The 22,005-nt window shown below is 72.5% G+C and carries 23 protein-coding genes; 17 read left to right on the forward strand and 6 right to left on the reverse strand.

The window, feature by feature from the left end; all coding sequences use genetic code 11:
- The first annotated feature begins 8 nt into the window (after window positions 1-8).
- Entirely contained in the window at window positions 9-983 is a 975-nt protein-coding gene (locus tag ACQPZX_RS32720; protein ID WP_433385533.1) for an NAD(P)H-dependent flavin oxidoreductase, read from the forward strand.
- Here the strand turns inward: ACQPZX_RS32720 and ACQPZX_RS32725 are convergent.
- Complete coding sequence (locus tag ACQPZX_RS32725) at window positions 967-2,100, reverse strand: acetyl-CoA C-acetyltransferase (RefSeq protein WP_433363757.1); 1,134 nt, start codon at window positions 2,098-2,100, stop codon at window positions 967-969. The two genes, ACQPZX_RS32720 and ACQPZX_RS32725, sit on opposite strands and share 17 nt — an antisense overlap.
- Window positions 2,101-2,167: 67 nt before the next feature.
- Here ACQPZX_RS32725 and ACQPZX_RS32730 point away from each other — a divergent pair, with 67 nt between their 5' ends.
- The 7 genes from ACQPZX_RS32730 (at window position 2,168) to ACQPZX_RS32760 (ending at window position 7,698) form a co-directional block, all read left to right on the forward strand.
- Entirely contained in the window at window positions 2,168-3,328 is a 1,161-nt protein-coding gene (locus tag ACQPZX_RS32730) for an acyl-CoA dehydrogenase family protein (protein WP_433363760.1), read from the forward strand.
- A 9-nt stretch (window positions 3,329-3,337) separates the two neighbouring features.
- The gene (locus ACQPZX_RS32735) at window positions 3,338-4,339 is read left to right on the forward strand and encodes an acyl-CoA dehydrogenase family protein (RefSeq protein WP_433363762.1); all 1,002 of its coding nucleotides are present in this window, start codon (window positions 3,338-3,340) and stop codon (window positions 4,337-4,339) included.
- The gene (locus ACQPZX_RS32740; protein WP_433363765.1) at window positions 4,336-5,214 is read left to right on the forward strand and encodes a TIGR03619 family F420-dependent LLM class oxidoreductase; all 879 of its coding nucleotides are present in this window, start codon (window positions 4,336-4,338) and stop codon (window positions 5,212-5,214) included. Before ACQPZX_RS32735 ends, ACQPZX_RS32740 begins: the two co-directional genes overlap by 4 nt.
- A 19-nt stretch (window positions 5,215-5,233) precedes the next feature.
- Window positions 5,234-5,386: a hypothetical protein gene (locus ACQPZX_RS32745; RefSeq protein WP_433363768.1), complete on the forward strand. Its 153-nt coding sequence runs from the start codon at window positions 5,234-5,236 to the stop codon at window positions 5,384-5,386.
- Window positions 5,387-5,518: 132 nt separating this feature from the next.
- Window positions 5,519-5,695 carry a protease inhibitor I9 family protein gene (locus ACQPZX_RS32750; RefSeq protein ID WP_433363771.1) on the forward strand — a complete coding sequence of 59 codons (177 nt, stop codon included), beginning with the start codon at window positions 5,519-5,521 and terminating at the stop codon, window positions 5,693-5,695.
- 22 nt (window positions 5,696-5,717) lie between these two features.
- On the forward strand, window positions 5,718-6,998 hold the full coding sequence (locus ACQPZX_RS32755) for a hypothetical protein (protein WP_433363774.1): 1,281 nt from the start codon (window positions 5,718-5,720) through the stop codon (window positions 6,996-6,998).
- Window positions 6,999-7,035: 37 nt separating this feature from the next.
- Window positions 7,036-7,698 carry an HAD family hydrolase gene (locus tag ACQPZX_RS32760; protein WP_433363777.1) on the forward strand — a complete coding sequence of 221 codons (663 nt, stop codon included), beginning with the start codon at window positions 7,036-7,038 and terminating at the stop codon, window positions 7,696-7,698.
- Here ACQPZX_RS32760 and ACQPZX_RS32765 read toward each other — a convergent pair whose 3' ends face one another.
- Entirely contained in the window at window positions 7,699-8,646 is a 948-nt protein-coding gene (locus ACQPZX_RS32765) for a transcriptional regulator (protein WP_433363780.1), read from the reverse strand.
- A gap of 59 nt (window positions 8,647-8,705) precedes the next feature.
- Between ACQPZX_RS32765 and ACQPZX_RS32770 the strand changes: the two genes are divergently transcribed.
- Window positions 8,706-9,278, forward strand: coding sequence for a dihydrofolate reductase family protein (locus tag ACQPZX_RS32770; RefSeq protein ID WP_433363783.1), 573 nt, complete (start codon window positions 8,706-8,708; stop codon window positions 9,276-9,278).
- On the opposite strand, the gene ACQPZX_RS32775 is transcribed toward ACQPZX_RS32770, so the two are convergent.
- Both ACQPZX_RS32775 and ACQPZX_RS32780 read right to left on the reverse strand, forming a co-directional pair.
- Window positions 9,262-10,542: a PQQ-binding-like beta-propeller repeat protein gene (locus ACQPZX_RS32775; protein WP_433363786.1), complete on the reverse strand. Its 1,281-nt coding sequence runs from the start codon at window positions 10,540-10,542 to the stop codon at window positions 9,262-9,264. The two genes, ACQPZX_RS32770 and ACQPZX_RS32775, sit on opposite strands and share 17 nt — an antisense overlap.
- Before the next feature lie 2 nt (window positions 10,543-10,544).
- Window positions 10,545-10,889: a DUF1707 SHOCT-like domain-containing protein gene (locus ACQPZX_RS32780; protein WP_433363789.1), complete on the reverse strand. Its 345-nt coding sequence runs from the start codon at window positions 10,887-10,889 to the stop codon at window positions 10,545-10,547.
- Window positions 10,890-11,010: 121 nt separating this feature from the next.
- Between ACQPZX_RS32780 and ACQPZX_RS32785 the strand changes: the two genes are divergently transcribed.
- Window positions 11,011-11,586: a dihydrofolate reductase family protein gene (locus tag ACQPZX_RS32785; protein ID WP_433363792.1), complete on the forward strand. Its 576-nt coding sequence runs from the start codon at window positions 11,011-11,013 to the stop codon at window positions 11,584-11,586.
- Between the two features lie 4 nt (window positions 11,587-11,590).
- On the opposite strand, the gene ACQPZX_RS32790 is transcribed toward ACQPZX_RS32785, so the two are convergent.
- Window positions 11,591-12,130, reverse strand: a complete 540-nt coding sequence (locus ACQPZX_RS32790; RefSeq protein ID WP_433363795.1) for a GNAT family N-acetyltransferase — start codon at window positions 12,128-12,130, stop codon at window positions 11,591-11,593.
- Window positions 12,131-12,175: 45 nt separating this feature from the next.
- Window positions 12,176-13,186 (reverse strand): alcohol dehydrogenase catalytic domain-containing protein, encoded by a 1,011-nt coding sequence (locus ACQPZX_RS32795; RefSeq protein ID WP_433363798.1) that lies wholly within the window; start codon window positions 13,184-13,186, stop codon window positions 12,176-12,178.
- An 89-nt stretch (window positions 13,187-13,275) separates the two neighbouring features.
- Here ACQPZX_RS32795 and ACQPZX_RS32800 point away from each other — a divergent pair, with 89 nt between their 5' ends.
- From ACQPZX_RS32800 to ACQPZX_RS32830, 7 genes are all read left to right on the forward strand, one after another.
- Window positions 13,276-14,433 (forward strand): hypothetical protein, encoded by a 1,158-nt coding sequence (locus ACQPZX_RS32800; RefSeq protein ID WP_433363801.1) that lies wholly within the window; start codon window positions 13,276-13,278, stop codon window positions 14,431-14,433.
- Between the two features lie 3 nt (window positions 14,434-14,436).
- Window positions 14,437-15,213: an SDR family oxidoreductase gene (locus ACQPZX_RS32805; RefSeq protein WP_433363804.1), complete on the forward strand. Its 777-nt coding sequence runs from the start codon at window positions 14,437-14,439 to the stop codon at window positions 15,211-15,213.
- A 15-nt stretch (window positions 15,214-15,228) separates the two neighbouring features.
- Complete coding sequence (locus ACQPZX_RS32810) at window positions 15,229-16,359, forward strand: sulfotransferase family protein (protein WP_433363807.1); 1,131 nt, start codon at window positions 15,229-15,231, stop codon at window positions 16,357-16,359.
- 509 nt (window positions 16,360-16,868) lie between these two features.
- Window positions 16,869-18,077: an MFS transporter gene (locus ACQPZX_RS32815; protein WP_433363810.1), complete on the forward strand. Its 1,209-nt coding sequence runs from the start codon at window positions 16,869-16,871 to the stop codon at window positions 18,075-18,077.
- On the forward strand, window positions 18,077-18,892 hold the full coding sequence (locus ACQPZX_RS32820; RefSeq protein WP_433363813.1) for a helix-turn-helix domain-containing protein: 816 nt from the start codon (window positions 18,077-18,079) through the stop codon (window positions 18,890-18,892). Before ACQPZX_RS32815 ends, ACQPZX_RS32820 begins: the two co-directional genes overlap by 1 nt.
- Before the next feature lie 9 nt (window positions 18,893-18,901).
- Window positions 18,902-20,113 carry an FAD-binding oxidoreductase gene (locus ACQPZX_RS32825; protein ID WP_433363816.1) on the forward strand — a complete coding sequence of 404 codons (1,212 nt, stop codon included), beginning with the start codon at window positions 18,902-18,904 and terminating at the stop codon, window positions 20,111-20,113.
- Between the two features lie 70 nt (window positions 20,114-20,183).
- Window positions 20,184-22,004, forward strand: coding sequence for a glycoside hydrolase family 9 protein (locus ACQPZX_RS32830; protein ID WP_433363819.1), 1,821 nt, complete (start codon window positions 20,184-20,186; stop codon window positions 22,002-22,004).
- Window position 22,005: the final 1 nt, after the last annotated feature.

Raw genomic sequence — 22,005 nt, forward strand, 5'->3', positions numbered from 1 at the left:
AGACCGGCATGGGCTACGTGGCGGGCGCCGGACTGGTGGCGGCCACGTCGGCGGCCGGCGGCTTCGGCATCGTTGCCTCCGCGACGATGACCCTTCCGCAGCTCCGCGTGACGCTGCGCGAGATCCGGGAGCACACCGACGCGCCCTTCGGGGTCAACATCCGGGCCGACCTCCCCGACGCCGCCGAACGGATCGACCTGCTGATCGCCGAGCGGGTGCGGCTGGCCTCCTTCGCGCTGGCCCCGGATCGCGATCTGATCCGGCGCTGCGCGGACGGCGGCGTCCTCACCATGCCGTCGGTGGGCGCTCGCCGGCACGCCGAGAAGGTCGCCGAGTGGGGCGTGGACGCCGTGCTGGCGCAGGGCGGCGAGGGCGGCGGGCACACCGGGCCGGTGCCGACCACGCTGCTGCTGCCGCAGGTGGTCGACGCCGTCGGCGTCCCGGTGGTCGCGGCCGGCGGGTTCTTCGACGGGCGCGGGCTGGTGGCGGCGCTCGCGTACGGCGCGGCCGGCGTCGCCATGGGCACGCGTTTCCTGCTCACCTCGGACAGCCCGGTCGGCCTCGAGGTCAAGCGGCGGTACCTGACCGCCACCGTGACCGGCACGGTCGTGACGACGCGGGTCGACGGGGTGCCGCACCGGGTGCTGCGGACCCCGTTCGTCGACTCCCTGGAACGTTCCGGCCGCGTCGCCGCGCTGGCCCGCTCGGCCCGGCACGCCGTGGCCTTCCGTCGCGAGTCGGGGCTGTCGTGGTCCTCGCTGCTGCGGGCCGGGCGGGGGCTTTCCTGGACTCAGAGGTTGATGGCGGCGAACACCCCGGCGCTGCTGCGCACGTCCATGGTGGAGGGCCGGCCCGAGTCCGGTGTGATGCCTTCCGGTCAGGTGGCCGGCGTCATCGACGACCTGCCGTCGTGCGCCGAGCTCATCGACCGCATCATGAAGGAAGCCGACGACCGCCTGGCCGCCCTCACAGCCGTTCGATGACGGTGACGTTGGCCTGGCCGCCGCCCTCGCACATGGTGAGCAGGCCGTAGCGGCCGCCGCAGCGTTCCAGCTCGTGCAGCAGGCTCGTGAGCAGCCGCGCGCCCGTCGCGCCGAGCGGGTGGCCGAGCGCGATCGCGCCGCCGTTGACGTTGACCTTGGCCGGGTCGGCGCCGCTCTCCCGCAGCCAGGCGAGCACCACGCTGGCGAACGCCTCGTTGATCTCGAACCGGTCGATGCTTTTTATATCCAGGCCGGCCTTGGACAGCGCGGACACCGTCGCCTCGATCGGCGCGGTCAGCATGAGCACCGGGTCGCCGCCACGGGCCGACAGGTGGCGGATCCTCGCCCTCGGGCGCAGCCCGTGCGCGCGGACGGCGTGCCCGGACGCGACGAGCAGGGCGGCCGCGCCGTCGGCGATCTGGCTGGAGGTCGCGGCCGTGGTGACGCCGCCGAGGCGCAGGGCCGGCAGCGCGGCCATCCGCTCGGCGCTGGTGTCGCGGCGCGGTCCCTCGTCGGCCGCGCACTCACCGACCGGCACGATCTCGTCTCGCAGGCTTCCCGCGTCGATCGCCCGGATCGCCTTCCGGTGGCTTTCGAGGGCCCACTCCTCGAGCTCCTCGCGGGTCAGCCCCCACTTGGCGGCGATGTCGTCGGCGCTGCGGAACTGCGAGACCTCCTGGTCGCCGTACCGCTTGGCCCAGCCCTTGCTGTTCCGATACGGACCCTCGGGATGCATCGCGCTGCCGATCGGCACCTGGCTCATGCTCTGCACGCCGCCGGCCACCACGAGGTCGGCGGTGCCGCTCATGACCGCCTGCGCGGCGAAATGCACGGCCTGCTGCCCCGAGCCGCACTGCCGGTCGACAGTCACGCCGGGCACGTGCTCGGGCAGGCCGGCCGCGAGCCAGCTCGTGCGCGCGATGTCGCCGGACTGCGGCCCGACGGTGTCGACGCAACCCAGGATCACGTCGTCCACCGCGGCCGGGTCGACGCCCGTGCGGTCGAGCAGCTCCCCGATGACGTGGCCGGCCAGGTCAGCCGGGTGCACGCCGGAGAGGCCGCCGTCGCGCTTGCCGACCGGGGTGCGGACCGCGCCCGCCAGATACGCCGTCTCCACGGTTGACGCCCCTCCGCCGGATGGACTCTACTAGAACAGGTTCTAATCTATGGCATCGGGTGGCGACATGCACATCGGATACACCCCCGAGCAGGAGCAGCTCCAGCGGGAGCTGCGGGCGTACTTCGCCGATCTCATGACGCCGTCGCTGCGCGAGGCGCTGACCGACGACGAGGGCGAGTACGGCGACGGTTCGGCGTACCGCGAGGTCGTGCGGCAGCTGGGCCGCGACGGCTGGCTCGCGCTGGGCTGGCCGGTCGACCACGGCGGCGGCGGGCGGTCCCGCATGGACCAGCTCATCTTCGCCGACGAGGCGGCCATGGCCGGCGTGCCGGTGCCGTTCCTGACCATCTACACCGTCGGGCCGACCATCGCCCGGCACGGCTCCCCCGCCCAGCGCGCCGACCTGCTGCCGCGGATCGCGGCCGGCGAGGTGCACTTCTCGATCGGCTATTCCGAGCCCGAGGCCGGCACCGACCTGGCCGCGCTGCGCACCCGCGCGGTCCGTGACGGCGACGAGTACGTCATCAACGGCCAGAAGATGTGGACCAGCCTGATCCGCTACGCCGACTACGTCTGGCTGGCCTGCCGCACCGACCCGGAGGCGCCCCGCCACAAGGGCCTGTCGATGCTCATCGTGCCGACCGACGCGCCGGGCTTCTCCTGGACGCCGGTGCGCACCGTGGCCGGGCCGACGACCAGCGCGACGTACTACAACGACGTGCGGGTGCCGGTCACGGCCCGGGTCGGCGCCGAGAACGAGGGCTGGCGGCTCATCACCAACCAGCTCAACCACGAGCGGGTGGCGCTCACCCCGGCCGCCCCGCTGCGCCGGGCGCTCGACGAGGTCAGCGCCTGGGCGGTCGAGACCCGGCGGATCGAGCAGGAGTGGGTGCGGCTGCACCTGGCCCGGGTGCACGCCCAGACCGAGGTGCTCAAGCTGCTCAACTGGCGGGTGGCGGCCGGCGCGGAGGGCGCTCCGGCGGCGGTGCAGGCATCGGCCGGCAAGGTGTACGGGACCGAGGTCGCGGTCGAGGCGTACCGGCTGCTCATGGAGGTGCTCGGCCCGGCCGCCACGGTGCGGGCCGGCTCGCCGGGCGCGCTGTTGCACGGCCGGATCGAGCGGATGCACCGGGCCTCGCTGATCCTCACCTTCGGCGGCGGCACCAACGAGGTGCAGCGCGACATCATCGCGGCCGGCGCGCTCGGCCTGCCGGTCAAGCGCTAGGAGGCGCTCGTGGACTTCACACTCAGCGGCGAGGCGCGCGACCTGGCGGCGCTCACCCGGGATCTGGCGGCCTCCGGCCGTCCGCTGTGGCCGGCGCTGGCCGAGGCCGGCGTGCTGGCCGCGGCGCTGCCCAAGAGCGCCGGCGGCGAGGGGTACGGGTTGCCGGAGCAGTGCGCGATCCTGGTCGAGCTGGGCCGGGCCGCCGCCACCGTGCCGTACCTGCCGTCGATCGTGGCGGCGGCGTCCGCGCTGGCCCAGTTCGGCACCGACTCGCTGCGGGCCGAGTGGGTCGCGCCGGCCGCCGCGGGCGAGCTCGTGCTCACCGCCACGGACGGTTCGGTCGACGCCCGGCCCGACGGCGAGAGCTGGCTGCTCGACGGTGAGGTCGTCGCCGTTCCGGCCGCCGACCGGGCCGTGCTGATCCTCGTACCCTCCGGGCCCGACGTTTTTCTCGTGCGGCCCGGCGACCCGGGCGTCACGATCGAGCCGCAGCGCGTCGAGGGCGGCCCCGGCGCGGGCCTGCTCCGGCTGGAAGGCGCGCCGGGGCTTCCCCTCGAGGGCGCCGCCGCCTGGCTGGCCGCGCACGCCACCGTCGGCGCCTGCGCGGCCCAGCTCGGCGTCGCGGAGCGCGCGCTCGAGATGACCGCCGAGTACGCCCGCACCCGCGTCCAGTTCGGCAAGCCGATCGGATCGTTCCAGGCGGTGTCGCAGCGGCTCGCCGACGCGTACATCGACGTGGAGGCGCTGCGGGTGACGATGTGGCAGGCGGTCTGGCTCCTGTCCGCCGACCGGCCGGCCGGGGCCGAGGTGGCGACGGCCGGGTTCTGGGCCGCCGAGACCGGCCATCGGGTGCTGCACACCGCCGTCCACGTGCACGGCGGCGTCGGCATCGACGTCGAGTACCCGCTGCACCGCTACTTCCTGGCCGCCAAGTACCACGAGTTCCTGCTGGGCGGCGGCACCGGCCAACTGCTCGCGCTCGCCTCGACCCTCCCGGGAGAAACCGCATGAAGTTCAGTCTCGGCATCGCGCTCAGCCCTCTCGACCAGCTCATCGACCTGGCGCGCACCGCCGAGGAGTGCGGCTTCGCGTCGATCGCCCTGCCCGACTCGCTGTTCTACTCCGAAGAGGTCAGCGCGAAATACCCGTACACGTCGGATGGAAGCCGTTTCTGGACGGCCGAGACGCCGTGGTCCGATCCCCTGGTGACCGCCGCGGCGCTCGGCGCCGCCACCACGACGATCCGGTTCTACACGCAGGTGCTCAAGCTCGGACCGCGCAGTCCGGTGCTGCTGGCCCGCCAGGTCGGCTCGGTGGCCCACCTGACCGGCAACCGGTTCGGCCTCGGCGTCGGTCTCGGCTGGTCGCCGGAGGAGTCGCTGTGGTGCGGCGCCCCGTTCGCCGACCGGGGCGCCCGCGGCGACGAGGCCATCGAGGTCCTGCGCCTGATCCTCGGCGGCGGCATGGTCGAGTACCACGGCAAGCACTTCGAGTTCGGCCGCCTGCAGATGAGCCCCGCCCCCACCGAGCCGGTCCCGATCTACATCGGCGGCCACACCGGCGTGGCGCTGCGCCGGGCGGCGCGCGTCGGCGACGGCTGGTCCTCGGCCATGATGCGCTTCGACGAGCTGCGCACCGTCATCGAGAAGCTCGCCGCGCTGCGCGGTGAGTACGGCCGCGCCGACAAGCCCTTCGAGATCCAGGCCGTCTGCGTCGACCGCTTCGGCCTCGACGGCTTCCGCCAGCTGGCCGGCATCGGCGTGACCGACGCGATCGTGGTGCCCTGGCGCGCCTACGGTGTCGGCTTCGACGGCGACCTGAAAGCCAAGCAGGACGGCCTCCGCCGCTTCGCCGACGAGGTGATCAGCAAGCTCCCCGAGCAGTGACGTCGGCACCGGCTTCTCGGTGCAGCATGTCGAGTGGGACTCCGTCCTGGTCACCCAGGAGGCCAACCTGGTCTTCGACCGGCAGTTCGTCGCCTACCGATCCGGCTCCCCCGTGGGGCCCTTCACCGGGCCGATTCCGCTCTGGACCGCGCCCGGCCGGACTTCACCGTGACCGCCGCGGACGACCACGCCGACCTGGCCTGGCAGGCGGTGCCCGGCGCTACCGCGTACCGGGTCCACCAGCGGGACGTGACCGCCGGGCAGACCCACTTCGCCCGGTTGCCGGGGTGCTCAGCAGGAGCGGGTGGCCGCCTGGTCCGAGCAGATCGTCGCCCAGGCCGGCGGCACCCTCGACTCGGTGTTCGTCCACGTGCCGCAGGGCTTCGCCGCGACGCTCACCGAGGCTGAGGCCGTCAACCTCGCCGCGCATCCCGACATCCTCGATGTGGAACAGGACCAACGGGTCGAACTCGACGACTGACCTGCCTGTTAGCGTGCGCCTCATGACGAGTGGCAAGCGGGCTTCCGGTATCGCTTTCGCCGCGGCCGTGGGGGCGCTGACCGGCGCCGCGCTCGCGAGCCGCCGGGGCGTCCGGGCGGCGACGGCCGGCGGACTGGCCGGCGCGGCGGCGCTGGCCGCGACCGAGGCGGTGGCGCGAGCGCGGCAGCGGCCCGGCGAGATCCCGGCGTGGTGGTCCCGGGTCGTGATGAGCGGCGCACTGGCCGCGCAGGCCGGCTGGCTCGGCGGCCGGCTGACCAAGGCCGGCCCGGTGGCGGTGGGTGCCGCGGCCGGGTCGTTCGCGGGCGCGCTCGCCCTGCGCCCGCAGAAGGTTGCCCTCGGTCCCGTCGTCGGCGCGGCCGTGGGCGCGGCCTGGCGCCTGGCCGCCGGTCCCGACGCGCCGCCGGCCGCCGTCGCCGCGACCGCCGTGGTCGGCTTCCGCGCCCTGTCGGCGGCGTTGTTCCGCGACCCGCAGGTCGGCCTGCTGGCCGAGCAGGTGCCGGCCGCGGAGCTGCCCTTCGTGGTTCCGCTGGAGGCCCGCACCGGCTACGTCGGCACCGGCTACGTGCGCGAGCTGGCCGAGGTGCTGGGCGGCACCTATCAGGCCGACGCCCCGGACGTCGGGATCGTCGCCTCCCTGGACGACCTCGCCGGCCCGCAGTTCGACCCGGCCGGGGTCGATCCGCTGGTGCGTGAGTTCTACGAGCACACCACCCGGTTCCGCCTCGACATCGTCCCCGAGTGGCGGCTCTGGGTGCGCCCCGGCTACCTGCTTTACCGCACGCTCGTGGCGCGCCGGGTCGGTCAGGCCAACGTTCCGATGAACCAGCGCGAGACCCTGCGCGGCGTGCGCAGCCGCATCGACACCATCACGCCGGAGGGCACCGACCTGATCGGCGTACGCGGCTGGATCCGCTCCTTCGCCGACACCGACGAGCCCATCTACGTCGGCGTCTACACCACATACCGGCACGAGGGCCGGGGCTATGTCAGCGTCGGCTTCCCGGTGCCGCAGGGCAACTTCACCGCCACCCTGCTCCCCCAGCCGCGCCCCGGCGGCGGGCTGGTGTTGAGCAGCCGCAGCGACCTGCCCCACCCCGGCCACTACCTGAGCTTCATCGACCCCGAAACCCGCGAGCTGACCACCTTGGCGGTGCACGGCTTCGCCGAACAACTCGACGTCTACACCGAGGGCGGCGAGCTGCGGGCCGAGCACGCATTTTCGCTGTACGGGCTGCCGTTCCTGGTCCTGCACTACACGATGCACCGCAAGCCCCCGGCGTAGGCCGGTTCGCCGCCGTGATCGCGGGTACTCCGCACCCATGAGATCCGGTGTTCTCTTCGACGTCGACGGCACCCTGGTCGACACCACGTACCTGCACACGGTCGCCTGGTGGGAGGCGCTGCGCCAGCAGGGCGCGGACGTCCCGATGGCGAAGATCCACCGGGCCATCGGAATGGGCTCCGACAAGCTGCTCGATCATCTGCTCGGCGACTCCCGCGACCGGGACAAGGACGAGCAGGCCTCGACCGCCCACGACGTCCTCTACGGCGCCTGGTGGGAGCGGCTGCGCCCGCTGCCCGGGGCGACCGAGCTGCTGCGGGCGGTCGCCGGGCGCGGCCTCGCCGTCGTGCTCGCCTCGTCGGCCAAGGAGCCGGAGCTCGAGCAGCTGCGCCGGGTGGTCGGCGCGGACGACGTGATCGCGGCCGCCACCTCGTCCTCCGACGCCAAGGAGAGCAAACCCGCGCCCGACATCCTCGAGGCCGCCCTCGACCAGTCCGACGTCGACCCGCACGCCGCGGTCTTCGTCGGCGACTCGGTCTGGGACGTGCGGGCCGCCGCCCGCCTGGACATCCCGTGCATCGGCGTGGCCTGCGGAGGCACCTCGGCCGACGAGTTGACCGAAGCCGGCGCGGTCGCGGTCTACGACGATCCCGCCGCCCTGCTGGCCGCCCTCGACGACTCCGCGATCGCGGCTCTGTGACTAGCCGGTGATGTGCACGAGGCGGTCGCCGTCGGCGGTGCGGTAGTAGAGGACCGACCGGCCCGACCGGCGGCGGCGCACGAGTTGCGCGTCCAGCAGCACCTTGAGGTGGTTGCCGACGGCGCCGAGGGCGAACCCGGTCACCGACACCAGCTGGGTGGTGCTCATGGGGTCGTTCAGCAGGCTCAGCAGCGTCGCGCGGGCCGGGCCGACCAGCCGGCTCAGGGTGCCGGGCGCGGTGGTCGCACCCTCGGCGAGCAGCCCGCCGCACGGATAGACCACCGAGTAGCGGTGCGGCCGGCGCCAGCCGACCCAGCCGCGCGTGCTGGTGCTGGGGATGAACAGCAGTTGCCCGTCGGTCAGGTCCTGCGGCGGATAGTCGTACGCGTTGATCCGCAGTTGACCCTCGCCCAGCCACCGCATGTTGGGTCGCATATCGTCGAGGGCGGACGCCCAACCGCTGCTGCTCAGCCGCCCGGTCCGGGCGATGATGTCGGCCTCGAACGCTCGCCGGCGGCGCTCCCAGTCGGGCTCGACGGCTTCGGTCCAGACCCAGTCGAGCACGGCGGCGATGCGGTCCGGCAGATCCGGCACGTCCAGCTTGGGGTCATCGTGCGCCAGATCGGCGCGCAACGCGGCCGCCGATGCCTCCCGGATGCGGCGCATCTCCTGGTCGAAGGTGAGCTCGTCCTCCTCCGGCGGGGCGCAGAGGAAGTCGGACAGCCAGGTGGGCAGCAGAGCGTTCTTCACGAACGCGCGGCCGACCGGGTCGCCGGCCATGCGGGCCTCGTACGCCGCCCACCGCTGCTGCGGGCGGTGGCCCAGCTGGCCGGGCCGGTGTGATCGCAGTCGCGCCAGCACCCCCAGCGTGGCAACGGTCTCGGCGAACGCGGAGATCCGGAACCGGCTGCCGGCCAGCACGTCGGCGTTGATCAGCCAGATGCCCATGTTTCGCCTCCACGCGAAACTCTAACCAGGCGGAGGCGCCCTTGCCGAGACTGGCCGGCATGCGAAAACTGATCGCCCAGCAGTGGGTCACCGTCGACAACATCGCCGCCGAAGAAGACGGCGGGCTCAGCTTCGTCTCCGGGGAGCCCTTCTCCGACGCCACCAACCCCGCGTTCAAGGCCGGCGTGATGGGTTTCATCGATTCGGTCGACACGATGATTCTCGGCGCGAACACCTACGCTCAATCGAAGGATTACTGGCCGCACGCCGACGAACAGGGCGAGTACGGCGAGAAGCTGAACAACCTCACCAAGTACGTCGCCTCGTCGAAGCTGGACGCGGCACCTTGGGGCGACTTTCCCGCCGCGACCGTGACCCGCGACGCGGCCACCACGATCCGGGAGCTCAAGGAGCGGAGCGGCAAGGACATCTGGCTGTGGGGCAGCCTGCGGCTCATGCGCTCGCTGATGGACGCCGGCCTCGTCGACGAGGTGCGGATGATGGTCTGCCCGGCGGCCCGCGGCAAGGGAACCCGCGTCTTCGCGGATCGGCAGGACCTGAAGCCGGTCGAGGCCACCCTGTTCGAGAACGGCATCGTGCTGCTGCGCTACGACATCAGCCGACGGCGGTGACGGTCAGGGTCTCGCCGCGCGGGCAGAGCAGATAACCGGGCGTGCCCCGGCAGTCCTGCTCGGCGAACCGGTCGACGGTGCCGAGGACGGTCTGCCGGCCGGTGGCCAGGTCGAGGCGGTTCACCGCGGTGCGGTAGGGCGGGGTCGTGGTGCCGCGGAGCAGGAGCAGCGAGCCGGCCGCACCGGTCGAGAACGCCTGCTGCCCGCCGATCGGGCGACCGATCGTGCGGCCGGTGGCGCTGTCGACCAGCACCGTCGTCGCCGAGGCGAGGTTGGCGGCGGCGGAGAGCAGCAGGCGGCCGCCGCCGAGGTTCCACACGAAGTTCATGTCGCCGCGCCGCCAGACCTCGCCGCCGTTGGCGGGCTCGCGGCCGACCACACCCCGCACGCCAGCGGTGCAGATCAGCGCGCCGCAGCCGGTGACGTAGCCGATCAGCTCGTCGGATCGCCACATCGGGCGCAGGTCGGTGGCGCGGTAGATGGTCGCGACGGTCTGCGCGGACGCCGTCCGGACCACCACCAGGTACGGGTCGGCCGGGAAGAGCGTCGCCGAGTAGACGCCGTTCCAGGGGATGCGGCCGCGATGCCGCACCACGCCGTCCTCGTACCCGTAAATGGTGACATCGCCGGTCTGGGTCACCGACGCGATCGTGGTCGGCCGGCCGCCCTCGGCGACGGTCGTCCACTGCACGGCCGGCTCGATCGGGTGTCGCCAGATCTCGTGGCCGTCGCGCAGGCCGACCAGGCGCAGGGCCGTGGTGACCCCCAACTGATCCGTCTCGGCGAGCAGCACGTCGCCGCTCGCCACCGACGGCGAGGCGTCGCCGTCCGAGTGCCACAGCTGCTCGCCGGTGGCCGCGTCGAGCGCGATCGTGCCCTGCTTGGCCGACGACGAGACGGTCGGCGCCAGCAGAACGTCACCGGCCGGCAGCACGCCGTAGTTGGCGATCCCGGCGCCGTCCGGCGTGCTCCATCGAGGCTTGCCGGTGGCCAGGTCGAACGCGGTCACCGCCGGCCCGGCGGGGCTGGTCCGGTTCAGATAAACCGTCCGGCCGTCCAGCGCCAACGTGTCGCCCGGCCCGTACGCGGTCGCCCACAGCTGGCGTACCAGGGACGGCGCCGGCGGGGCGGAGGCGGCCGCGGCTAGCAGACCGGCCACGGCGAGCACGGCCAGCGCCGCCCGGCGCAGCCGCGGCAGATTCACCGGGGCGGCCGCCGGCTCGGCGCCGGGCCCGGCGACGTCGCCAAGGTCGATCACGGTCATCGTCAGCGGTGATGCCGGCCGCGCGCCAACGGGCGGAAGATGAACAGGAAGAACAGGAAGCCGGGCCAGATGAAGTGCACGCCGGAGAGCACCAGCACCCCGATCAGCGCCGTCGCCGCCAGGATCGCGGCGCCGGCGACCGCGGCCTTGCGCCGCCTGTCCCGCGCGGCGGCCAGCTTCGCCTCGGGAAGCTCGGCCAGCGCGTACCGCCCGTTCTCGGGCAAGTCGGCGGTAAGCTGCGCCAAGTCGTCCCGGTACACGGCCCGGTAAACCGCGGCGAGGCGCTCTTCGCCCTCGTCGAGCGTGAGCCGGCCCTCGCCCATCGCGGTCCGCACGATGTGGGCCACCTGTTCCCGTTCAGCATCCGATGCGCGGACCCCATGCCCGTCGGATCCCGGTGTCTGCTGCGACGCCATGCCTCCAGCATGACACCGCGTCCCCGCCGCCTGACGAATCGAGGAGACCACGATGACCGCCACCTATACCTTCGACTTCTTCACCAGCCTCGACGGGTTCGGCACGGCCGTCAGCGGCTGGGGCGGCTACTGGGGCAAGCAAGGCCCGGAGCTGCTCGGACAGCGCCTCGCCGAGTACAGCGAACAACAGCGGCTGGTTCTGGGGGCCAACACGTACCGGGCTTTCGAGCAGATCCTCGCCGCCGGCGAGGAGGAGACCGTGCACGACGCGTGGGTGACCAAGCTGCGGCACCTGCCGGCGACGGTGGTGTCGAACACGCTGCAGGGCCCGCTCGACTGGCCGGACGTGACCCTCGTCAAGGGCGACGCCGTCGACGTCGTCGCGCGGCTCAAACAGGAGTCGGACGTGCCGCTGCGCTCGCACGGCAGCCTGGCGATGAACCGGTCGCTGATGGCCGCCGGGCTGGTCGACCGCGTCCAGGTGACGCTCTTCCCGGTGATCACCGGGCAGACCGGCTCGGATCCGATCTTCCGGGGCGCCCAGGACTTCGACCTCGAGCTGCTCGAGAGCCGGACCCTCGACGGCAACATCCTGGAGCTGGTTTACCGGCCCACGCTGCACGCCTGACCGATCACGACTCGCGCAGCCCGACGCAGTCGTACGCCCAGAAGGTGTCCGAATAGACGAACGTGCCGGTCATCCAGGACTCGTAGGCGGACAGTCGCACGACCTGGAATCCCTGGTCGGGGATCCGCAACGACGGCTTGCGGAAGCCCTGCTCGCCGGCCGGGCCGAAGCCCGAGCGGGAGTAGTAGCGCGGATCGCCCTCGAGGAACACCAGGGGGACGCCCTGCTCGTCGAGGCGGCTGAGGCCGGCCCGGATGAGCTCACCTCCGATGCCGCGGCGCTGCCAGGGCGGGGCAACGGCGAGCGGGCTCAGCGACACGATCGGCACGAGCCGGCGAGGGGCGTCGAGCAGCGCGCGGCTGAACATGATGTGCGCGACGACCTGCCCGGACTCTTCCCAGACGAGCGAGAGCGCGCCGGGATCGTCACGGCGGAGAGCGTCGACGAGCCGGGCCACGGTGTCGCCGTGGTCGCCGCCGAAGGCCGCCCGGTGCACCGCCCCCACGGCCTCGCCGTCCTGCGGTTGCTCGATGCGAAGGGCCATGGGCGCAAGGTATTGGCCCGGGCGGCCGGGGCCAACCGAATATCGCTACAGCAGGATGACCGCGCGGCCGGTGAGGGTGCCGGAGGCCAGCCGTTCGTAGGCCTCCTCGACCTTCTCGAAGGCGAACTCCTCGACCTGGTTGCGGATCAGGCCGGCGCCGGCCAGGGCGATGACCTCCTGGGCGTCGGCGATCGTGGAGCCCTGGAACGTGAAGACCTCGCCGTCGCGGGGCAGCGTGCCGAACCACGGCCGGTCGAGCCGGCCGCCGGCCGAGCCGATCAGGCCGTACGCGCCGCCGGGGCGGACCGCGGCGATGCCGGCCGCGATGGTCTCGTCGGTGCCGACGAAATCGAGCACGGCGTCGGCGCCGACGCGGCGGAGGAGCTCGACGCCGGCCAGGGCCTCGTGGGCGCCGACCGCCTCGGCGTAGGCGCGCCGGGCGAGGTCGGTGTCGACGGCGAGGACGCGGGCCGCGGTCAGGACCCGCAGGAACTGGACGGCGAACGCGCCGAGGCCGCCCGCGCCGATGACAACGGCGGTGCCGCCGGGGGCCACGCGGGGCAGGGCGCGGCGCACCGCGTGATAGGCCGTGGCGCCGGCGTCGGTCAGCGGGCCGGCACGACGCGGGTCCAGGCCGGGCAGCGGCACGACCCCGCGGGCGCCGGCGACCAGGACGTAGTCGGCCAGGCCGCCGTCGCGACCGTAGCCCCGGCCGGCCAGGCCCTGCGGGCAGCCGTTGTCGAGGCCGCGGAGGCAGAACCAGCAATTGCCGCAGGAGGCGGAGGCAGCGAGCGCGACGGGGGCACCCTCGGCCAGTCCGGTGACGCCGGGACCGGTCGAGGCCACCCAGCCCGCGATCTCGTGGCCGAGCGTGAACGGCATCCGCCAGCCGAGCCGCTCGCCGACGGCCTGCGGCATCTGGCGCATGGTGAGGTCGGAACGGCACAGGCCGCAGCCGGCCACGCGCACCAGGATCTCGCCGGGGCCGGGCGACGGCACGGGCACGTCGGTGTGCGAAGGGTCGGCACCCCAGCCGGTCATCCGGAAAGCCCGCATGACCACCAGAGTGGAACACGTTCTATCCACGGTCAAGGCACCGCCGGGGCGAAGTTGACCCTAAGTTAGAACGCGTTCTAGCATGAGGCGTGCTTACTCAGCCGTTCGCCGAAGCCATCGCGGAAGCCGAGCGCGTCGTTGCCGAGGCACCCCACATCCGCAGCGAGCAAGATCTGGTCGAGGGCGCCGACTATCTGGCCGGCGGCATCCGGGCCTCGATCCAGATGGCCTGGGCCTACGAGCGCGACTTTCCCTACTTCGTGCGCTCGACCGGGCCGTACACGAAAATGGGTCTCGACAACCCCGACACGCTCTACTTCCACGCATGGCTGCGCGACGACGCGGAGTACGTGGTGACCGGCCGGCGCGGGAGCACGGCCGACCTGAGCTTCCAGATCCTCGACGGCTCCTACTCGCCGGTGAACGTGCCGGGCAGCCTCGCGGCGTTCGACGACCGGGAGATCGACATCGCGGCGGACGGCAGCTTCGAGATCCGGTTCGGGCCGGGACTGTCCGGGCGCAACGCGTTCGCGCTCGCGCCGGGGTCGGCCATGCTGGTGGTGCGCGAAGTGTTCAGCGACTGGGCGACCGAGCGCCCGGGCATGCTGCGCATCCACCGCGCCGACCGGGCCGGCCTGGCGCCGCCGCCGCTCACGCCCGAGCTGATCGCCAAGCGGTACGAGGTGGCCGGCAAGATGCTCGTCGGCCGGATCCGCACGTTCCTGGCGTTCGCCGAGCGCTTCTATCTGAACCTGCCGGTGAACACGCTCACGCCGCCGCGGCTCACCCCGGGTGGGCTGGCCACGCAGTACTCGTCGGCCGGGCACTACGAGCTCGCCGACGACCAGGCCATGGTGGTCACCGTGCCGGTCTCCGACGCCCCCTACCAGGGGCTCCAGCTGGGCAGCATGTGGTACATCTCGCTCGACTACATCAACCACCAGACCAGCCTCACCGCGCCGCAGGCACGCGCCGATGCCGACGGCATGATCCGGTACGTCATCAGCGAGCGCGACCCGGGCGTGGCCAACTGGATCGAGCGCACCGGCCACTCCCGCGGTTACGTGCAACTGCGGTGGCAGCGGCTGTCCCGCGCACTGACCGATGAGGACGGTCCCCGGGTGGAGGTGATGGCCGTGGACGACCTGCCCAAACAACTGCCGTACTACGAGCCCATCGACGCGTCGGCGTGGCGGGACCGCATCGCGGCGCGCCAGGCCGCCACCGCGATCCGGATGCTGGGCTGAGCCATGCTGCTCGAAGAAAAAGTCGTGCTGGTAGCCGGCGTCGGGCCGGGGCTCGGCCAGGCGGTCGCGGTCCGCGCGGCGCAGAACGGGGCCGACGTGGTGCTCGCGGCCCGCACCGAGTCGTATCTGGCCGAGGTGGCGGGCAAGGTGACGGCGGCCGGGAGGCGAGCGCTCGTGGTGCCCACCGACCTCACTTCCGACGACGCGAGCGAGGCGCTGGTGCGGGCGGCGCTCGACGAGTTCGGCCGGGTCGACGCGCTTGTGAACAACGCGTTCGCGATGCCGCCCATGCGCAGCCTCGGCAAGGTCGACCTGGACGAGCTGCGGGCCAACTTCGACGTCAACGTGCTGGCGGCGCTGCGGCTGACCCGGCTGCTGACGCCCGCGCTCATCGAGTCGGCCGGCGCGGTGGTGATGGTGAACTCGGCGGTGCTGCGCCACTCCCGGCGCCCGTTCGGGCCGTACAAGCTGGCCAAGGCCGGGCTGCTCGCGGTGGCGCAGAACCTGGCCGGCGAGCTCGGGCCGAAAGGTGTGCGCGTCAACTCGGTGGCGCCCGGCTGGATCTGGGCGGACAGCCTGCGCATGTGGTTCGACTACCAGGCCGCGCAACGCGAGGTGCCGGCCCAGCAGATCTACGACGAGGTGGCGGCGACCACGGATCTGCGCCGCCTGCCCGAGCCCGACGAGGTGGCCGACGCCGTGCTGTTCCTCCTCTCGCCGCTGGCGCGCGGCATCACCGGGCAGTGCCTCGACGTCAACTGCGGCGAGTTCCACCACTGAGCCCCGGGGGCGAGCATGCGGAGCGCACGCACGGATGTCGGCACGGTCGAGGACCTGCATTCCTCCGCGACCCGGCTCACCGGGCTCGACGACTTCGGCGGCGATGACTATCGCGAGGGAATGGGTGCGCTGCTTCACGCGTACGGGAAAGAAGCGGCCCTGACCCCCGCCGGCAGCAAGATTTCCCGGGCGTTTTTGCGTTCGGCCCTGGTTTCGAGGCTCCTCAGCGAGGCGGCGTGGAAGCAGTTCCCCGAGCACGCCGGCGTGGCGCTGCCCCGCCCGATCTTCCTGACCGGCCTGCCGCGCACCGGAACCACCGCGCTGCACCGCTTGCTCACCGCCGATCCCGAGCATCAGGGCCTCGAGCTGTGGCTCACCGAGGTGCCGCAGCCCCGCCCGCCGCGTTCGTCCTGGGCCGGGAACCCGATTTTCGCGGCCCTGCAGGCCGGATACGAGGAGCATCACGAGGCCGACCCGGAGTTCATGGGGATGCACTACACCGGCGCCGACCAGGTGGAGGAATGCTGGCGGCTGCTGTGCCAGTCGATGACGTCGGTGTCGTTCGAGTGCCTCGCGCACATCCCGAGTTACTCGACCTGGCTGGCCGCGCAGGATTGGACCGTGGCGTATCGGCGGCATCGGCGCAACCTGCAGCTGATCGGCCTGAACGACCGGGATCGCCGGTGGGTGCTCAAAAATCCGAGCCACCTGTTCGCGCTGGACGCGTTGCTCGCGGCATACCCGGACGCCGTGGTGATTCAGACGCATCGGGCGCCGCGGGTGGCGATCGCGTCGGTGTGCAGCCTCAACGCCCGCGCCTCGGACGGATGGTCGACGCTGTTCCGGGGACCGGTGCTGGGGCGGGCGCAGCTGGAGTTGTGGTCGCGCGGGTTGCGGAAGTTCGCTTCCGCCCGCGCGCGGCACGACCCGGCGCATTTCATCGACGTCGACTACGACGACTTCGTCGCCGATCCGATGAGGACGGTCGAGGGTATTTACGACCGGCTGGGAATGCCACTGACGGCGCCGGCCCGGGTTGCCATGACTGCGCTGCAAGCCGAGGGCCGGCGACCGTCCCACCGGTACGACCTCGCGGATTTCGGGCTGACCCCGGCCGACGTGGACGCCGCGTTCGCCGTCGTCTAGCCGCCGTGCGTGTAGGGCGCGCCGACCGTGTAGAGCAGCAGCGCCAAGGTGGCCAGCGTGAAGAGTGCCAGGGTGACGCGGCGCCAGGATAGGGTCATCATTTCTCCGTTCGGGCCGGAAAGGTAACCGCCGCGCCACCCCCACGAGCGGTGGCGCGGCGGTGAGAATGGCGACCATTCCCGCGATAAGAATGGCAGGCTCGGGCGGCGGCCCAGCCGCGCCGAAAAAGGGGCGCGACCGGGCCACGCGGCCAATTGCGGAAAGAGTGACCCTAGCGGGTCGGGCCAGCCCACGTGCGGGTGGGACCGGCCCAGGTGGTGTGCGCTTGCTTGATCATTTGATCCCCCTGTGACAAGCGTTTCCAAATTCCGATGTGGACGACCATAGTCCGGCCGGGCCACGATCGGAAATACCCATTTGCTGTTGCGAACCCGACACTAGTTCCGCACAATCTTGGAGCACAATGTCTTGACGGCGAACTGCAGGAAACTGCAATCACGGGGGCCTTCATGAATGCGGCATTTCATCGTTACTGGACGGCTCGGCTCGTTTCGTACGCCGGTGACCAGATCGCCCGCACCGCCCTGCTCGTCGCGGTCTTCGACCGGTACGGCGGGGCCGCGCTCGGCCTGTTCCTGCTCGCCGCCACCGTGCCACGGCTGTTCGGCCCGGCGCTTGGCGCGCTAGCGGACCGGTTCGACCAGCGGCGCATCATCGTGGCCTGCGACCTGACCCAGGCGGCTCTGTATACGACGATCGCCCTCCTGAGCCCGTCGCTGCCGGTGCTGCTCGCGCTCGTCGCCGCCGCCTCGGTCGCCGCGACGACGTTCACGCCGGCCGGCCGCAGCCTGATGCCCGAGCTGGTCGGCCCCGAGCGGCTCGGCGAGGCAAACGCGCGCCTCGCCGTCGGCGTCAACATCGGCTTCGCGGCCGGCCCCGCGCTCGGCGGCGTGCTGCTGGCGACCGCCGGCCTGACGCCCACGCTGCTGCTCGACGTGGCGACGTTCCTCGTCTCGGCGGCACTCGTGGCAGGGTTGCGCCCGTTGGCCCGGCGCGGCGCCCCCATCAAGGAGCCGCTGCGGGCGGTGCTGCGCGACGGCCTCGGCGTGGTCCGCCGCAACCTGGTCGTCCGGGCGGTGGCCTGCGGTTTCCTGATGCTGGTCACGTTCGCGGCCCTGGACAACGTGGCCATCGTGCCGCTCGTGCGCGACAGCCTCGGCGCCGGCCCGGTCGCGGTCGGGCTGCTGACTTCCGCGTACGGCGTCGGCATGGTCGCCGGTCCGCTGCTGATCGCGCGCGGCGCCGACCGGATCCGGATCGACCTGGTCCTGTACGCCTCCCTGCTGGTGATCGGCGCGGGGACGGTGCTGACCGGCCTGAGTTACGCGGTCGCCATCGCCGTGGCGGGGCAGGCCCTGGCCGGCGCGGGCGCGGGCTGGCACAACGTCGCCGCCGACACGCTGGTGCAGCGCCACGTGCCGGCCAACCGCCTCGGCACCGTCTTCGGGACGATCTACCTTTTCCCGTACGCGGCGGAGGTGCTCGCCTATCTCGCCGGCGCCGCGCTGCTGGGCGCGGTCGGCGGCCGCTCGCTGCTCGTCATCTCCGGTCTCGGGGTGACCGCGACGCTGGCGCTCGTCGTGCCGCTGCTGTCCCGAGCGTTGTCCGCGGAACGGGGAAACACGGATCGGAGAGAGCCGGTTACCGTGGTCGCCTGATGGACTCTTACATCGAGCGGCCACCGCTGCCCGCTCTGGCGGGCGTGGTGCGGACGGTCTGGATCCAGCGCACCGGCGACACGGCGCAGGTGCAGCGACACCTGCCCACCGGCGGGGTCGAGATCCACTTTCCGATCGGCGGCGCTCCCCAGTTGGTCGGCCCGCTGACCGGTCCCGAGGTCGAGGTCATCCCGCCGCGCACCACGCTCGTGGGGGTGCGGTTCCTGCCGGGCACCGCGCCGCCCCTGCCGACGGTGCTCGACGACCTGGTCGACCAGCGCCTGAGCCTGGCCGATCTGTGGGGGCGCACGGCCGACCGTCTGGTGGAGGCGATGGCTCGCGCCGAGACGCCCGAGCGGGCGCTCCTGGACCTGCAGGCCCACCTCGTGCGCGAGTTCCGCAGCGCCGGGCACGTGGATCCGCTGATCCGCGCGGCCGTGCGGGCGCTGATGCCGTGGCGCCCGGCCGGCATCGACGCGCTCGCCGCCCATCTCGGGCTGTCCGCGAGCCAGCTGCGTCGCCGCTGCCTGCAGGCGGTGGGCGTGAGCCCCAAGGTTCTGCAGCGGACCCTGCGGTTCCAGGGATTCCTCGCGCTGGCCCAGGCCGGCGCGGCGAGCGTGGCGGGCCTGTCGGTCGACGTCGGGTATGCCGACCAGGCCCACCTCAGCCGGGAGTGCCTGCGCCTGACCGGCCAGACCCCGACCCAACTGCTCGGCGGCACCGTCGACCGTTGCTCCTGCGGCCACGACCACTCCGCCTCGTACAAGCCCTTCCTCGCGCGTTTTGTTCAAGACCGGTCGCCCCGCCGCACGTAGCTTCAACCCGTGTCTTTCCTTGTGCCGGACGGCCAGGTGTTCACACCGGAGTCGCCGGGATATCCCGCCTACGGCGATGTGCGGCCCCGCTTCGTGGTGCTGTGCCGCTCGGTAGCCGATGTGGTCAGCGCGCTGGCGTACGCCCGGGCCACCGGCGAACGCCTCGTTCCCCGCGGCGGCGGGCATTGTTTCGCGGGCCGGTCGTCGACCGACGGCATCGTGCTCGACCTCTCCGGCCTCCAGAGCGTCTCCCCCGCCGCGATCGGGCCCGGAGCTCGCCTCCAGCAGGTGTACGAGGGGCTGCACACGTACGGCCGGACCCTGCCCGCCGGATGCGGTCCCACCGTCGGCATCGCCGGTCTCACCCTCGGCGGCGGGATCGGCCTGCTCGGCCGCCAACATGGGCTGACCTGCGATCGCCTCGTCGGCGCGCAGGTCGTGCTGGCCGACGGGACCGTGGTGGACTGCGACGAGGACCGGCATCCGGAGCTGTTCTGGGCTTTGCGCGGCGCGGGCGGAGGCCAGTTCGGGGTGGTGACCGAGTTCCGGTTCGACACGATCGCCGAGCCGCTGACGACCCGCATCGAGGCGCATTGGCCGGAGGTCGCGCTCGAGGATCTCGTACGCGAATGGCAGGCGTGGGCGCCCGACGCTCCCGACGAGCTCACCCTCAACCTCACCCTGATGGGAAGCCGGGCGACGCTCTTCGGCGCGTCCACTCTCGACGAAGCGTCGACCCGGAAACTGCTGCGGGAGTTCACCGATCGACCGTTCGAACTGCGCGACGGGCTGCCCTACCACCGGCTGAAGCAAACCTTCGCCGGCCCGCCCGAGCCGCGTCAGCGGACCCGATCCGAGTTCTTCTCCCGGGGGTTGTCCGACGGCACGATCGCCACGCTGCTGACCGAGCTGGGTGGCCGGCTGAGCTTCACCACCATGGGCGGGGCCTACAACCGGGTCGCCGAGGATGCAACAGCCTTCGCCCACCGCGGCGAGCGCTTCCTGCTCGAGCACGTCGGCGACCCGGACGACCCGTGGGTCGATCGGTCCTGGGCGATCGCCCACGCCGACGGGTCGGGCCGGGTCTACCCCAACTTCCCCGACCCGGCCCTCGACGATTGGGCCACGGCGTACCACGCGGGCAACTACCGTCGGCTGGTGGCGGTCAAGAACGCGTACGACCCGGACCGCTTCTTCGACTTCCCACAGGCGATCTCTTGACCCCGCGCGAGAGCCGGACGTACTGTCGCTCGCGAATATGTTAAATGGTTTTCCTATTGCTGGAGGGCCCGTGATCCGGACTCTGGTCAGTGGCCTGCTGCTGCTCGTCACCACGGGCGCCGCCGCACCGCCGGCGCATCCCGTCGTGCACGGCGTCATCCGCGTCGACCAGGCCGGCTACACGCCTGGCGACAGCAAGCAGGCGTACCTGATGGCCACCACCCCCGCCCCGGGCGCACGTTTCACGGTCGTCGACGCCGCCGGCCACTCCGTGCTGTCGGGGAAGGTCGCCGCCAGCCGAGGTTCCTGGAACGCCGCCTATCCGGCCGTCCACCCGATCGACCTGAGCCGTCTCGACCGCCCCGGCACGTACCGGATCCGGGTCGCCGGCATCAAATCCCCCGCCTTCAGCGTGCGGCCCGCCGCCGACCTCTACGGCGAGCTCGTTCGCGACGGGGTGAAGTTCTTCCGCACCCAACGGGACACCGCGCACCGCAACGACGCCGCCGCCACGGTGTACGCGACGCCCCACTTCGTCACCGAGGACGTCATCGGCGATGAGGACCTCACCCGGATCGGCGGACCGGTCGACGTCGCGGGCGGCTGGTACGACGCCGGCGACTATCTGAAGATGGCGCACACCACCGCGTACGGTGTCATCGCCTTGCTCTCGGCCGAGCGTGCCCTCGGTAAGAAATCGCTCGGCGCCGCGGCCCGGCCGGGCGTCGACTGGCTCGGCAAGGCCTGGGACGAGCGCACCGGAACGCTGCGCCTGCAGGTCGGCATCGGCTCGGGCAACGAGGCCGGCACCTTCACGGGCGACCACGATCTGTGGCGGCTGCCGGCGGGCGACGACCGCGACACCGACCCCGCCAACCGGTACGCCACCGCCCACCGCCCGGTCTTCGACGCCGCCGAACCAGGCGAGCGAATCAGCCCCAACCTGGCCGGCCGGGTCGCCGCCGCCTTCGCGCTGGCCGCGCAGGAGGACGCCGCGACCGATCCCCGGCGGGCCCGCGCCGAGTTGCGCGCCGCCACGTCGCTCTACGCCCGCGCCGACGTCGACAGCCCGCCGGAGCCGCTCGTGACGGCGCTGCCCAACGAGTTCTACCCCGAGGACACCTGGCACGACGACATGGAGCTGGGCGCCACCGAGATCGCCCTGGCGCTACAACGGCTGGGCCTGCCCGGCGGCCGTGCCTACGTGCGCGACGCCGCTGCCTTCGCGGACGGCTATCTCGCCGAGGAAACAGGCGACACCTTCAATCTGTACGACGTGAGCGCGCTGGCCCACGCCGACCTGATCACCGCGATCCGGCGCACCGGCGGCCCGCACGGCCTCGAGACCGGTCCCGGCCGTTTGGTCGCCGACCTGCGCCGCCAGGTGCGCACCGGCGCCGACCGCGCGGCCCGCGACGTGTTCCACGCCGGCGGCGTCTACACCGATTTTGACGTCGCGTCGCACACCTTCGGACTGCTCGCCACCGAGGCGCTCTACCGCACGAGCAGCGGCGACCGCTCGTACGCCACGTTCGCGACCCGGCAGCGGGACTGGCTGCTCGGCGCGAACGCCTGGGGCGTCAGCTTCATGATCGGAGTGGGCTCGACCTTCCCGAGGTGCCCGCAGCACCAGATCGCCAACCTGACCGGCCGCACGCTGACCGGCGCGGTCGTGAACGGCCCGAACGACCCGGAGCTGTTCGCCGACGGCCTCGGCGACTACATGGACGACATGGTGAAATGCCCGGCCGACGGCGCCGACCGGTACGCGGCGTTCACCGGCCATGGCAGCCGCTACGTCGATGACGTGCGGGCGTGGCAGACCGACGAGCCGGCCCTGGACATGACCGGCAGCGCCGTCCTGGCCGCCGCCCTCCAAGCGGCCCGGTGAC

It is taken from the genome of Actinoplanes sp. CA-142083, from assembly GCF_050942195.1.
GTDB lineage: Bacteria > Actinomycetota > Actinomycetes > Mycobacteriales > Micromonosporaceae > Actinoplanes.